The organism is Streptococcus sp. 'group B' (assembly GCF_002073795.1).
GTDB lineage: Bacteria > Bacillota > Bacilli > Lactobacillales > Streptococcaceae > Streptococcus > Streptococcus agalactiae.
The window spans coordinates 816,771-830,294 of the sequence record NZ_CP020432.1 but is presented as its reverse complement, the minus strand read 5'-3'; the positions used below and the strand labels follow the sequence as shown (position 1 = coordinate 830,294).

Genomic DNA, 13,524 nt, shown 5'->3' with positions numbered 1-13,524 from the left:
TCAGAATCTGACTTATATTTTTTGCAATAAAAAATGCAACTCAAATCATTATGAGTTGCAAATATTAGGAGATTGTTCTTCATCAGTAAAACAAAGAACATGAAAAGAAAAGTTTATTTAGGATATTTAAAGTATACAAAGTTCACCTTAAACAAAACTTAAATAATCTTATTTAAGTTTTGTTATTTTCTCAACACTAGTCTAAAGAATAAAATCCTTCCTAACATCTCAAAAAAGGTTTTAATATGTCCCCTGCCAACTTCTCTACCATTAAAATAGGATATATTAAAGGTTAAAATACACGATACATCCATAATAAAAAGCATATTTTTTTATTTTATTCTATTTTAAAATACTTTTTGGGGCGAATTTTGGTCCGTTATTATGATAACTTCCTCAGTACATCAAGCACTCTCTCAACTGTAACAACCTCTTCTTCTCTCACTTCTTCGTGTAGTAACACATAATCAAATATCTTTCCGTTTTTACGCACTATCGCTACTGTGTTCCCTGAAATATAGCCTTTATCAATCGCTTCTTTAAACTCATCTATATCTGTTCTGATAGACAAAAAGATAACAAATAACCGCTCGTTAAATGAGCGGTTATTTGTTACTTCAGTTTTTCTTTGACAGCATCTACTGCCCCTTCAACAGCATCTTTAGCATCATCTGCTAGTTCTTTGCCTTTAGCAATTGTTTTTTCGATAAATCCTTTTGCTTCTAACTCTTTATCACCGGTTATTTTGCCAAAGCCTTCTTTAGCACCACCTTTTGCTTGATCTAATTTTGATTTTAGTTTTTCTTGTGACATACTGCACCTCCTTATTATTTTTATTAATCATAACATCTATATCTTTCTTTAGCAAATAAAAACAAGAGTCGCTAGTGTCAGGCGACTCTTGTTTTAGTGATTATCTCATGGTTATGCGAGTATGGATGTATACTATAAAAATAGACAACACTTTGTGTGTTATAACCTGTTTTAAAAGACACAAAAATCTCTGAAGGAAGAATTTACCGTCTGATGAAGAATATGGCGCTCCCTAAAATGGCTACCGTTAAGACAAAAACAGCTCTTAAAAAGACTCAAAAAACGTATCCTCAAAACTTACTCAACCAGAAATTTAATCCTGATAAACCTAATCAAGTATGGTCTACTGACTTCACCTATATTTCTATTGGATATAAGAAATATGTCTATCTCTGCGCAATAATTGATCTCTATTCTAGAAAATATATTGCTTGGAAATTGAGTCATCGTATGGATGCAAAGTTAGCATGTGACACTCTAGAATTAGCTCTTAATAAAAGAAAGATTGAAGGAACACTTCTCTTTCATTCCGACCAAGGGTCACAATTTAAGGCCAGGGAATTTAGAAAAATAATTGATGACAACAATATCATGCATTCTTTTTCTAAACCTAGATATCCTTATGATAATGCCGTAACTGAAGCATTTTTCAAGTATTTAAAGCATAGACAAATCAACCAAAAAAATTATCAAAATATCAAACAGGTTCAATTAGACTGCTTTGAATACATTGAGAATTTTTATAACAATTACATCCCACATACGGCTAATCTAGGACTAACCCCTAATCAGAAAGAAGAAAATTATTTTAACGCAATAAAATAACACGGTTTTCTGTCTACTTATTTGACATTAGTCCAATAGTATGATTATTACTCAAGAGATTATTTTTATTTTAAATATAAAATAATTTTCACCATGTAATATTTCATACTTTATATTATACTTATTAAGTATATTCTTTACTATATTTAATCCTAATCCATTACTATTATCCAATTTTAGATCAAAACTAGCATCTAAAATTTTATTTATTTTCGAAATTTTATTTTTATCATATGAGTTTTCTATAAGTAACCAATCATTAGCTATTTTGATATTAATTATTCCATTTCGATTAGTATATTTTACTGCATTGCTAATCAAATTAGAAAATACAATATTTAGTGCCGTTTTTCCTATATAAATATTATAGTCTAATAATTCCTTATTAATATTTATTTTTTTTTGATTTACTAAGATAGAGTATTTTTCTAATACTTCATCTAATGTATCACCAACATTTAAATATTCTTCATCATTATTCAAGTCTTTTATAGAATAAAAAGATAATATTTGCAAGACATTCTTTGTTAAGTTATCTACAATATTAATACACTCACTGATATAAAAGTCTCTATCTTTATATTTTCCGATATTATATTTCATATTCTCAAGTAATATCTTTAGGCTGGAAAGAGGAGTTTTAAGTTCGTGGGACGCCCCCTTAAAAAAATCATATTTCAATTTTTCTAACTTTAAAATTTCCTTATTTTTAAATTCCAAATCATTAATTGTATTCAATAAAGCACAATATAAGTCATTGATTTGCTGTTTTAGTTGTCCAATTTCATCATTAGAACTAATTTTCAATCTTGTTTCTTTGTCAAGTTTTATCATTTTATCAGTAACCATAGTTATTTCTTGTATATTGTTTTTTATAGATTTAGCATAAATTAAAGAAATAACAATGGAAAAAAGAAATGATATCGATAAAGAATATGGTAAAAACTTAAGGCTCAAGTCTTTCGCGTCTTTTTGCATATCAGCTGTTGAAACAAATTGAAGATGTATTTTTTTGCCATCATGAAGTTTAATTTCCCTTTCTTCAATTATTAAAGAATTACTATCACTTTTTACATTAACATTTATATTATCATTTATTTGTAATTCATTTTTGTTATTATTTTTTTTTATAAATACCTTTATGTCACTACTTTTAGAATAAAGCTCCAAAGTTTGGTCTAAATATTTTAACTCTTTTCCATTCATATTTTTAGAAATTTCATCTGCCATAATGTGGATTTTTACTTTCCTCGTCTCCAAATATGTTTTAGGAAAGATAAAAAAGAATAATGAATGAACTAATATAATTAGTATTCCAAGAATAGAAAATATTTGTATGAACATTTTTGGGAATATTTTTAATTTCTTCATTTTCTCTCCAATTTATATCCTACATTTCTTATAGTAGTTATACAGTCTAATTGTAATTTTTTTCTAAGTTCTTTTATATATACATCTACTACTCGATCATAAGGGATCTCTTCGCTATCCTTCCAGACATAATCAATAATTTGCATTCTTGTTAAAACTTGTCCATCATTATCCAATAAACATTTTAGTATTTCGAGTTCTTTTGCATTTACATCTATTTTTTCATCATTTATTTTAGCTGTATAACTATTAAAATTTACCGAAAGATTCTTATATTCAAACTTCTCTAAATGTCCAAAATTCTTCTTAATTAAAGAATCTATTCTAGCCTTTAAAACAGGCAATGAAAATGGTTTTTCTACATATCCATCTACTAAATTAGTAAATGCATCAATTTTATATTCTTCATCACTAAATGCAGTCAAAATTAGAATTGGTAAATTGCTTTTCTTTCTAATTTCTTTCAACACTTCTAAACCATTTATAAAAGGTATCTGAATGTCTAAGATAACCAAGTTTATATCACTATTAAATTTTGACAAGGCTTCCCTTCCATCTTTAGCCTGAATAACAGTATATCCAAATTCTGAAAGGTATTCACTTATTCCCTCTCTTATCAACTTATCATCTTCAACAGTTAATATTTTCATAGATACCTCCATTTAAATCTATACATAATATTATACAGTATATTATTTGATTTTTATAAGTCAAAAAACATTCGGTGATATAAATCACCGAAAATTTTAATTATTATCAATTAATAACTCTTTTGGATTCTTTCTTAATGTATAAATTGAAGAAAGAATCAATGATACAAGAAGTACAAAACTCATAAATATAACTACATAAATTATGAATTTAGGTAATACATTTATATCTAAACCTGAAAGAGTCTTGTTGAATCCTTCAGCTTCTGCCCCCCCGCCTAATTGACTAGATGCAGATTGTCTAGCTATTTGTTTAGCTATATCGCCAGTAACTTTATTCAATATATTATTCCCTAGCTTATCAGCTGTATATTGAGCTAAGAAATAAGATCCAAGAAGTGCGGGAATGGATATAAATACCATCTCGATTATAAATTGACCAAAAATTTCTAATTTAGATATACCTAATGATAGTAATACTGCTATTTCTTTCTTTCTGGCATTCATCCATAAGAAAAGTAATAATGAAACTACAACTCCTGCAAATATTAATGAGCCAACAAATAATTTGTTTGAAATAGAATAGATACCGGATATAGATTGTTGCAGCGCAGGATAATTTGATGAACTTTTAATCAAATTATATTCTCTCCAATTTATATCTAGTTTCCCAAGATCTTTTATTACACTATCAAGATTCTTATCACCTTTTACAAAGAATGTTGCATCTTGGTATACGGCTGTATCTTCTGTATTACCATAAACTTTAGCAGCTGAATGAACGTCAGTGATTAGTGTATTTTCGTATAGTTCTTGTGCTGCACTTACCCCACCGCTATTATGACCATCAAATAAACCTTTAATTTCTACTTCTACAGTTTCATTTGCAACTTTTTCATTGTCAGCATCAAACAAATTAGATTTTATTTTTATTTTATCTCCAACTTTGAGATTGTTTTTTTTTGCCAAATCTTTATGCATTAAAATTTTATTTTTATCTTTATTTTCTAAATGCTTTCCTTCTACTAACTTATATGCTTCTGATACAAATTTTGTTTCTTTTGCTGAGTCATTAACCCCTGTTAACATAACTGTTCTCTTAAAATTCTTTGCTCTTTCAGGTGATTGATTTGCAAGTGTATCTTGAGTTTCAATTATATCATGATCAACTAGGTCTGCGACGCTGTTTATTCTTTTTACATAGGAGTCTATACTGTTTGTTTGAGATATCTTTTTAATATCTTCACCTTTTACATTTCCTCCACCCCTAGGTGTTCCTGGATTTACTTGTCTATTTATTTCCATAGAAAAACTGTTTGTTATATTAGCAAATGTTTCCTTAGAAGCTCTATCTGTGGCATCTTTAATAGATAAACTAATGATGCTTAAAGTTGCCATTGATAGAATAACTAATATAATAATTAATGATTTTAAGCTTTTTCTAGTTACATAAGCAAATGCATTTTTTATCATTATTCAACCTCCAAATTCATTTTATTTACTTTTTTCAACTTTTTACCACTTAGTTCTAAAATGATATCCGCAGAATCTGCTACTTCCTTACTATGTGTTACAACTATTACACATTTATTTCTATCTTGAGCTAATTCCTTTAATATATTAATTATTTCTCCAGCAGTAACACTGTCTAGGTTACCGGTAGGCTCATCAGCTAGTATTATTGGGGCATCTGATACCAGTGCCCTAGCAATAGCTACCCTTTGTTGCTGACCACCAGATAATTTCATAACATTTCTTTTTATTTGTTTTTTATCTAAACCTAATTCGAACAAGATACTCTCATCTACTGATTTATTTACTAGTCTAATATTTTCAATCGGCGATAAATAATCTATTAAATTATAATTTTGAAATACCAAAGATATATTATTTTTTCTGTGATTACTATATCCTTTCTTTTCTATATCTTCATTCTTAAACAAGATTTTTCCTGTTTGAACTTTATCAAGTCCTGCAAGTAAGGAAAGAAGTGTGGATTTTCCTGTTCCTGACTTCCCTACTATCGCATAAAACTTTCCAAGTTCAAATTTTTGATTTACTCCTGACAAAACTTTTTCTTTAGAATTTGCGTAACTGTAATTTACATTCTTTATTTCTAATATATCCATTATTTGCTCCTAACTTATTTTTGATAATATTTCTTTTGGTTTCTTAAATAATATTAATGAAGAGGCCATTACAACTGATAAAACAATAATACTTATTAATATTAAATAACTTTCTGCAAGTGTTGTTATGTTTAACATAAAACTGCTTTTATTTATTAAACTTCCACCGAAAATCATTGAGTTCTCTGAGTTAATAAATCCTTCTACAATTACTTTTAATAGTAGATTCCCTAAAAATAAGGAGGATATTATACTTGGTATTGATATGAATATTAACTCAAATATAAATTGCCTTATAATTTGTATCTTAGTTGTTCCAATAGATAAAAATATACCTATTTCATAAATTCTTTCTCTTAACCATAGAATCAAGATTAATGAAAGAACAACTATTCCACCTAACATAATCGAATAAGTCATTATTTTAATTATATGTTTTATTCCACTCACTGACTCTAAAGACTCTTCGAATGCTTTATTATCTTTCTTAATAGAATACTTTGACTTATCAATTTTAAAGTCTTTCAATTTGTTTAAGGCAAGCTCTGTAGATTCTAAACTACCAGAATACATTAAAATTTTATTTGCAATTCTATTATTCTCTGATTTATTTAATATTTCTTGGCTAGTTGAATAATCTACAAAAACCATATTTTCGCTAAAATCAGATGATAATCCTGTATATGTTTCCTGTTTTTTACCAGAAAAGATTCCTATAATTTTAAATTTATGACTTTTTATTTTTCCACTTTTTTCCGTATCTAGTAATTCAAGATCAATTTCATCACCCAATTTTAGTTTGTTTTGTTTAGCAAATTCTTCATGAACAAGAATTGAATTCTTATCATTTTCTTCTATATTTTTTCCTTCTTTAAAACTAAATACTCCACTACTAAATAAAAGATTTCTTTTAGTATTACTTGTAGCTTCTAGTGAAACAACATTTTTAAATTCGTCAGATAAATCTTCTCTATTTATACTTTGCTCACCACTAACTACTTTAAGATCTTTCAATTTTGCTAATCCATCATATTGAAATATTTTTTCTTCAACCTCTTTTATTTTTTCAATATTCTTAAATTGATTAATATTAAAATATTTACCATCTTTTTTTGTAATTGATATTGAAGAATTAGAACTTTCATATAAAGCCTTTTCTATTTCATTACTTGATTTCATTATTGTTAAACATGAATACAAGCAAGAAAGAACAATTGTTAAAATAGCAAATATAATAAGTGTTCTATTTTTTTTTCTGGTAATATATGCTATAGCATTTTTTATCACTTCCTAATTACTCCTCTCTATTTTTACTCCGCAACTATTGCATCCACTGGATTAATATTTTTACATCGCCTACAACTAATGTTTTTAAAACTATTTCCATTAAAATTTCTTCATTTGACAAACTATCTCAATGATAGAGCCGTTTATATATGAAGTTACTGAATTTCGTATCTATTTATTCAAAGGAAAATCTCAAATAACTCATTATGAAGAATGCGATACGAAATCTAATTCTCATGTTTATATAGTTTTATTATCAAAAACTACCTAATGCTCTATTGAAAAAACTAGACTTAGGGTAGCGATGATAAACAATGAACTGATGTCTGGTTAAGGAAATAGTTATTAAGCAATACAGATTTTATGATGCATACTGGCTGTTTCAATAATCATCCCGTACTTGACAGTACCTATCTAATTTTACATAAGTTCACCTCCCAATTTAGCTTACAATAAATAGACATTTAACTCTTAAAGCGAAGAATTACGTTTACTAGTAAAATTATCAATCTATAAGTTACTAGACACCAGTGACAAAATAGTGTTGCCTAAATACTATATTACATACCTTTTATGAAACGTTTATGAAATAAAATTTTTTCCATATTATATTAATTTTTTTATTTTCAAAAGAGCTATGCTAATTTCTTTTATCCCTTACTCTAATCCATTTATATGAAATTCAGTTGTAAAAATAAAGTCTTATGCTAACATAGTAGTTTATGTTTTATTAACGTTCTTTTGGGCGGCATTGGAGCGCATAAATTTTACGCAGGAAAAATAGGCCAGGTTTTTTTATATATTATTTTTAGTATTACCTTTATTCCTGGAATTATCGACCTTATCGAAGCTTTGATGGCTCTCGGAAAACAAACTGATGAATATGGAAATATCATCGTTTAATGAAACAAAAAGCCTCACGCTCAATTTTTGGTCGAGGAGAGCGTGAGGCAAGACAGTATAAGAAATAAGCATTAAATGGCTCGTTTTCTTGTAGCTATTTTAGCAAATTTAGAAAGGTTAAGCAATCTGAACGGCTCCCTGTCAAGTAGACAGTCAAATAATAAAAGATAAGTTATGCAACCTGATTCCTGAATTCTAGAGGAGTCAGATTGTTTAATTTTGATTGATAACGTTGTGTGTTGTAGAATTCGATATAACGTGCCACATCATTGACCAACTCATCATAAGAGTTGTATTTCTTAAGGTGGTAAGACTCAGTCTTGAAAAACCCAAAGAAACTTTCAGTTGGTGCATTATCAATACATTTGCCAATCCGGGACATGGATAAGGTCAGACCAGCTTGTTGTATGATATAACGGTATTCTTTGGAAGTATATTGACTACCTCAATCGCTATGGATGATAGGTGTGGCTCCTGGATTGAGCTCTAGCCCCTTTTTAATGGTCTTCATAACAAGTGGATTTCATTGTTGTGACTAATCTCATAAGCGATAATAGAACCGTTATACAGGTCTTTAATCGCACTGAGATAAGCTTTAGCTCCCAGACCGTATTGAAGATAGGTGACATCTGTGCACCATTTCTGGTTATGAGCTGTGGCTGTAAATTCACGATTAAGAATATTTTCTTCGTAAAATCTGTCACCAGCTTTTGTACAAGCATGGCTAACACGACGAATGACTGAACTAATCCCCAGAATGTTCATCAATCAACGAATCCGTTTCTTGTTTTAAGTTGTCCCAAGTTGACGATTAATAAATGTTGTCATACGGCGATAACCTAAGATACCATTGTAGAGTCTATGAAGTTCCTTGATTTTAGCCATTAGCTTTGTATTTTTTGTCTCAAAATCTGTTTTTTGACGATTGAGCCACTTGTAATAGCCTGAACGAGACCCCTTCAAGAGTTGGCATAAGGCCTGAATAGGCACATTAGATTCCTCATCGTAATAATTCTTGATTACTTGGAACTCCGCTAAATGCTTACCTAGTCTTACCGTCTGTTTCCTCGTTTGATGTCTTCTAACTTTTTTAGTAAACTAACCTCGATTTCTAAGAGACGATTACGTTCCTCCAATTGTTTAATCTTGAGTTAAAGTTGCTCAATCTCGGTTAAATCAGGCCTACTCTCCAACCCTTTCACACGTCTATCAACCAAACCTTGTGAGCCATTCTTCTCAAGCTTACGCACCCAAGAATAAATTTGTTGGTAGGAAACACCAAACTTCTCAATAGCTGCTTGATAGTCTTTCCCATGGGCAATGGTGTAGTTAACAATCTCTACACGTTCTTCAAATGTGGCTTGCCTTCCTTGTTTCATACGGCTATATCCTCTACTAGTGGCTTTCAAGTCTTCACCACTAGTATACCGTTTTATCCACTTTTGGAGAACAGAGCGACTTGAGATATCATACCATTTACAAATATCTCTAAGAGAGCCTTTTCCATCAAGGTAGCCTTGAACACCCTGTTCTTTAGCTAATGTGGAGTATATCAATGGCGTATTTCCGTAAACGCGACAACGGGTGGGAATATCGAATATCGTATAAACATATAATAGGAAATATATTACTTTGCAATATTACTTCCACTAAATATCAACAAGTCATAAATCATTATAGTCAAACGCATGTGCAAGATACAGTAAAGCGTTTTAACATACATGTAAAAGCCTGCGTATCCATGGCTGTTCACGAGGGATATATAGAAAAAAATTTTTGTTTATTCACTAAGGTTAAAGCAAAAAATAAGGGGCGTAAATAAAGATAAAATTTCTTGAAACCAATGAATACTTACGCTTGATAAAAATTTGTAAAGAAAAATCACAACATCAATCGTATGCAGCGTTATACCTCATCGCTAAAACTGGCATGCGCTTCGCTGAATGTTTAGGTTTAACAGTTAATGATATTGATTACACTAACAAATATTTATCAATTAATAAAACTTGGGATTATCATTTCAACCAAAGATACCTGCCAACAAAAAACAAAAGTAGTATCAGAAATATACCAATTGACAATGATACATTATTTTTTTTGCATGAATTTACAAAAAATAAAAACGACAGATTATTCGACAAACTTTCAAATAATGCAGTCAATAAAACTATCCGAAAAATAACTGGTCGCGAGGTACGAGTGCACTCTCTCAGGCATACATTTGCAAGCTATCTAATTTCCATCTCTCAAGTTTTAGATCACGAGAATTTAAATATCACTTTAGAAGTTTACGCACATCAATTACAAGAACAAAAAGATAGGAACGATAAACTTAATCAGAGAAATTTGGGGCGGATTTGGGGCAAAATAGCTCTAAACCGCTATTTACATGCAATGAATATGTCCCCTGCCGGAATCGAACCAGCAATTACTCCTTAGGAGGGAGTTGTTATATCCATTGAACTAAGGGGACCTAGTAAAAAAACTGCCCACAGGCAGATTTTTTACGTCTTGGTTGTCCAGTTTTAAAACATAGTTACTATCCTCAAACAACCAAGCATTTTTAAAATCTGATCATCAAAATTAACGACGGATTTCTTTAATACGTGCAGCTTTACCTTGCAATGCGCGTAAGTAGTAAAGTTTAGCACGACGTACTTTACCATAACGAACAACTTCGATTTTATCAACACGAGGAGTGTGAATTGGGAATGTACGCTCTACACCGATACCACCAGAAATTTTACGTACTGTGTACATTTCTGAGATTCCTTGACCTTTACGTGAGATAACAACACCTTCAAAGATCTGAATACGTTCGCGAGTACCTTCAACAACTTTAGCGTGAACACGTACAGTATCACCAGCACGGAACTCAGGGATATCAGAACGAAGTTGACCTTCTGTCAAACTTTGAATTAATGGATTCATTTTTATTCTCCTTCTCTTACTAATCTTAAGTACTTGTCTCAGCGGATTAGCCGTTTTTTGTGCGTCCATTACACACTCTCACAATTCTACCAAATTTTAACCTGCTTGTAAAGCTATTTTATCTAGAAGAACAAGGTGTCATCCTTTAGAATAGTTATTTGTATATTATTGAAATTTGATTTACTGTTTCTAGGTTAGCTTTTTTCTGATTTTTGAGAGTTTAATTCATTTAATATTATATGATTTTTTAAACTACGTTTTCTATATTAGCTTTCGTGTCACCTGACTCTTTCCCATAAAGTTGAAATCCACATCAACTTTTTATCTTCTAATGCATTTCACCATCGCGACTTAAATGCTTGTAGACATTATCCTAACCTAAGTTCTTACACATTCAATTGGATTTTACAGTATTTTAATGACAATCATAAAATCAATTTCTTTGAAGAAAATTATATTAGCCACATAATTTTTGCATTCATAAAATTTACAAACTTCATTTTTATAAACTTTAAGAGAATAAAAAAGAGAACGGAATATTCCGTTCTATAAACTGATAAACTCTTTTAAAACTCATCACTAACTATCTAGATTGAGCACCATAAATCGTATGAGCATGTGATATGGAGTAAGCAACAAGACATACAATAACAAAATAAGGAGTGTTGGCAAAGCCAAAGACTTCGCCACCTATTAAGATAGGACCTAACAGAGTATTCGTTGCACTCCCAAAAACGCTAGTATAGCCTAAAGCAGCAACTAAAATAACTGGCAAACCTAAAATGGGCGCAATAATCACTCCTAAACTTGCTCCTATTGCAAATAAGGGAGTTACTTCTCCTCCCTGATAACCTGCAGCCAAAGTAATAACTGTCAAACACAATTTTAACAACCAATCATAATCATAAAGATTCTTATTAGTGAAGCTAGCCTCAATTAGATTTGTTCCCAGTCCTGAATATCGTCCAAAATGGAAGATAAACAATAAAAAAGTAGCTAACAATCCAAGTGTGAAAATCCGTTTATATGGGTTTAGTAACCTACTAGAAGCAATTAATTTAGCTTTAGCCAATAAATAAGCAAATAAATTGCCACACAGACCAAAACATAGTCCTAAAACCAATAATTTTAGAATAATATCTGGTGTTAACGCCATTGATGTTGCTATACTATGAGAAAATTTTTCTAAACCTAAAGAATGTGAGACGAAATTTGCTGTCAGAGCAGCAATTAAACTTGGTAATATATACGAAACCATTAAACGACCTACTACCAAAACTTCGATCGCAAAAAAAGTAGCAGCTAAAGGAGTCTGAAATAAACCAGCAAAACCTGCTGCCATTCCCATTACTAGGAAAAGTTGAGAAGCGTTTTGTAAACGGCAATATTTTTGAAAGTAGTGTGAAACGGTAGCCCCAATCTGTACAGCAACCCCCTCACGACCTGCACTACCACCAAATAAGTGGGTTAACCAAGTTGTTAATATCACGAGAGGAACAAGACGTTTCGGAATAGTCTCCTCATTACCATGACCTACTTCAAATACCAATCCCATCCCTTTAACACTCTTACCCCCAAATTTTTGATAGACAAAAACTATAAATAAACCAACAATGCTAAGAAAAGGGAGTAGGTAAGCTATATAATCACTTCTAAAGGCTGTCAGGAATAATAGAACACGTCCAAAGACTGCTGTAATAGCCCCAACCACACCACCGATTAGTAAGCTAAACCCTAAAACAAGTACGTACTGAGCATAATTATCAAATCGTTTAATCACCGTCTACAATATTCTCCTTTTGATAAACACGAGATTCTGTCATAATGTCTTTGAAAGTTGCTCGTATCACATCGTCAAATTGATGATTTTGGACTTTCTTCAATACATTGTTAAGCACTTCGTTTTCACGATTATTATCTAAAACTGGAAGTCGGTGTTTCTTTTTAAATGCTATGACCTCTAAAATTAGACCCATTCTAGTTTCTAAAAGGCTTACCAATTGCTGATCTATTTCATCTATTTCTTGACGAATCTCTTCTAATTCCATATCTATATCTCATATTCTAGTTACAAAAGATGGTAAAAAAGTTAAAAAGACGACTCGTGTTCGTCTTTTTGGTAGCTTAGTTAAGTTTAGAAGCAATTTCTTCAGCAAAAGCTTCTAAGTTTTCAATGTCTTCGTCTTCTGCCGCTAAATCAACTTTAACACAATCAGCACCTTTTTGTGCTCCTGTTAATGCGAATTGAGCCTCGAACTCATCAACAGATTTGCAGAAGTAATCATAGAAAGTATCACCTGAACCCACTACGCCGTAAACTTTACCAGATAAATCAACTTCTGCTAAATCTTCATAAAAGTCCACGATTTCATCTGGTAAATCTCCATCACCATATGTATAAGTGGCAACAATTGCAATGTCAGCATCTTCAAAATCTGCAGCATCAACCATCGTACACTCTTCTACTTCAACATCTAGACCCAAGTCACGTAATTTATCAGCAACAATGTCAGCAATTTCTTCAGTATTTCCGGTCATGCTAGCATAAACAATCTTTGCTAAAGCCATATCTTCCTCCACTTGTAAATTACCACTATTCTATCATATTTTTAAAG

Annotated in this window: 14 protein-coding genes, 1 tRNA gene and 2 pseudogenes; 4 read left to right on the top strand and 13 right to left on the bottom strand. The window is 30.7% G+C overall.

Features of this window, described 5'->3' with window-relative positions; all coding sequences use genetic code 11:
- Window positions 1-382: 382 nt before the first annotated feature.
- The gene (locus tag A6J68_RS04690) at window positions 383-571 is read right to left on the bottom strand and encodes a hypothetical protein (RefSeq protein WP_000027835.1); all 189 of its coding nucleotides are present in this window, start codon (window positions 569-571) and stop codon (window positions 383-385) included.
- Between the two features lie 41 nt (window positions 572-612).
- Window positions 613-813, bottom strand: coding sequence for a CsbD family protein (locus tag A6J68_RS04685; RefSeq protein WP_000076708.1), 201 nt, complete (start codon window positions 811-813; stop codon window positions 613-615).
- Window positions 814-990: 177 nt separating this feature from the next.
- Here A6J68_RS04685 and A6J68_RS04680 point away from each other — a divergent pair.
- Window positions 991-1,638 (top strand): annotated as a pseudogene (locus A6J68_RS04680) (IS3 family transposase); the annotation flags it as partial.
- A gap of 51 nt (window positions 1,639-1,689) precedes the next feature.
- On the opposite strand, the gene A6J68_RS04675 reads toward A6J68_RS04680, so the two are convergent.
- From A6J68_RS04675 to A6J68_RS04655, 5 genes are all read right to left on the bottom strand, one after another.
- Window positions 1,690-3,009 carry a sensor histidine kinase gene (locus tag A6J68_RS04675; RefSeq protein WP_000734167.1) on the bottom strand — a complete coding sequence of 440 codons (1,320 nt, stop codon included), beginning with the start codon at window positions 3,007-3,009 and terminating at the stop codon, window positions 1,690-1,692.
- On the bottom strand, window positions 3,006-3,659 hold the full coding sequence (locus A6J68_RS04670; protein ID WP_000699093.1) for a response regulator transcription factor: 654 nt from the start codon (window positions 3,657-3,659) through the stop codon (window positions 3,006-3,008). Before A6J68_RS04670 ends, A6J68_RS04675 begins: the two co-directional genes overlap by 4 nt.
- Window positions 3,660-3,755: 96 nt before the next feature.
- Complete coding sequence (locus tag A6J68_RS04665; protein WP_000594351.1) at window positions 3,756-5,132, bottom strand: ABC transporter permease; 1,377 nt, start codon at window positions 5,130-5,132, stop codon at window positions 3,756-3,758.
- Window positions 5,132-5,788: an ABC transporter ATP-binding protein gene (locus A6J68_RS04660; protein WP_000353149.1), complete on the bottom strand. Its 657-nt coding sequence runs from the start codon at window positions 5,786-5,788 to the stop codon at window positions 5,132-5,134. Before A6J68_RS04660 ends, A6J68_RS04665 begins: the two co-directional genes overlap by 1 nt.
- 9 nt (window positions 5,789-5,797) lie before the next feature.
- Entirely contained in the window at window positions 5,798-7,075 is a 1,278-nt protein-coding gene (locus A6J68_RS04655) for an ABC transporter permease (protein ID WP_000594360.1), read from the bottom strand.
- A gap of 741 nt (window positions 7,076-7,816) precedes the next feature.
- Between A6J68_RS04655 and A6J68_RS04650 the strand changes: the two genes are divergently transcribed.
- The gene (locus A6J68_RS04650; RefSeq protein WP_000508795.1) at window positions 7,817-7,978 is read left to right on the top strand and encodes a TM2 domain-containing protein; all 162 of its coding nucleotides are present in this window, start codon (window positions 7,817-7,819) and stop codon (window positions 7,976-7,978) included.
- Window positions 7,979-8,150: 172 nt separating this feature from the next.
- Here the strand turns inward: A6J68_RS04650 and A6J68_RS11590 are convergent.
- Window positions 8,151-9,528 (bottom strand): annotated as a pseudogene (locus A6J68_RS11590) (IS3 family transposase); the annotation flags it as partial.
- Window positions 9,529-9,533: 5 nt separating this feature from the next.
- On the opposite strand from A6J68_RS11590, the gene A6J68_RS04625 reads away from it, so the two are divergent.
- Together A6J68_RS04625 and A6J68_RS04620 are read left to right on the top strand one after the other, a co-directional pair.
- Window positions 9,534-9,800, top strand: coding sequence for a hypothetical protein (locus A6J68_RS04625; protein ID WP_001872365.1), 267 nt, complete (start codon window positions 9,534-9,536; stop codon window positions 9,798-9,800).
- 35 nt (window positions 9,801-9,835) lie between these two features.
- Window positions 9,836-10,417 (top strand): site-specific integrase, encoded by a 582-nt coding sequence (locus A6J68_RS04620; protein ID WP_001865706.1) that lies wholly within the window; start codon window positions 9,836-9,838, stop codon window positions 10,415-10,417.
- Here the strand turns inward: A6J68_RS04620 and A6J68_RS04615 are convergent.
- The 5 genes from A6J68_RS04615 to A6J68_RS04595 all read right to left on the bottom strand — a co-directional run bounded on the left by A6J68_RS04615 (window position 10,380) and on the right by A6J68_RS04595 (window position 13,477).
- Window positions 10,380-10,451 (bottom strand) — tRNA-Arg (locus A6J68_RS04615). The genes A6J68_RS04620 and A6J68_RS04615 overlap by 38 nt on opposite strands.
- Before the next feature lie 110 nt (window positions 10,452-10,561).
- Entirely contained in the window at window positions 10,562-10,909 is a 348-nt protein-coding gene (rplS, locus tag A6J68_RS04610) for a 50S ribosomal protein L19 (protein WP_001068667.1), read from the bottom strand.
- A gap of 583 nt (window positions 10,910-11,492) precedes the next feature.
- A complete protein-coding gene (locus A6J68_RS04605; protein WP_000595706.1) occupies window positions 11,493-12,689 on the bottom strand; it encodes a voltage-gated chloride channel family protein in 1,197 nt (398 codons plus the stop codon).
- Entirely contained in the window at window positions 12,682-12,957 is a 276-nt protein-coding gene (locus tag A6J68_RS04600; RefSeq protein WP_000418127.1) for a chorismate mutase, read from the bottom strand. Before A6J68_RS04600 ends, A6J68_RS04605 begins: the two co-directional genes overlap by 8 nt.
- 76 nt (window positions 12,958-13,033) lie before the next feature.
- Window positions 13,034-13,477 carry a flavodoxin gene (locus A6J68_RS04595; RefSeq protein ID WP_001162136.1) on the bottom strand — a complete coding sequence of 148 codons (444 nt, stop codon included), beginning with the start codon at window positions 13,475-13,477 and terminating at the stop codon, window positions 13,034-13,036.
- Window positions 13,478-13,524 lie beyond the last annotated feature (47 nt).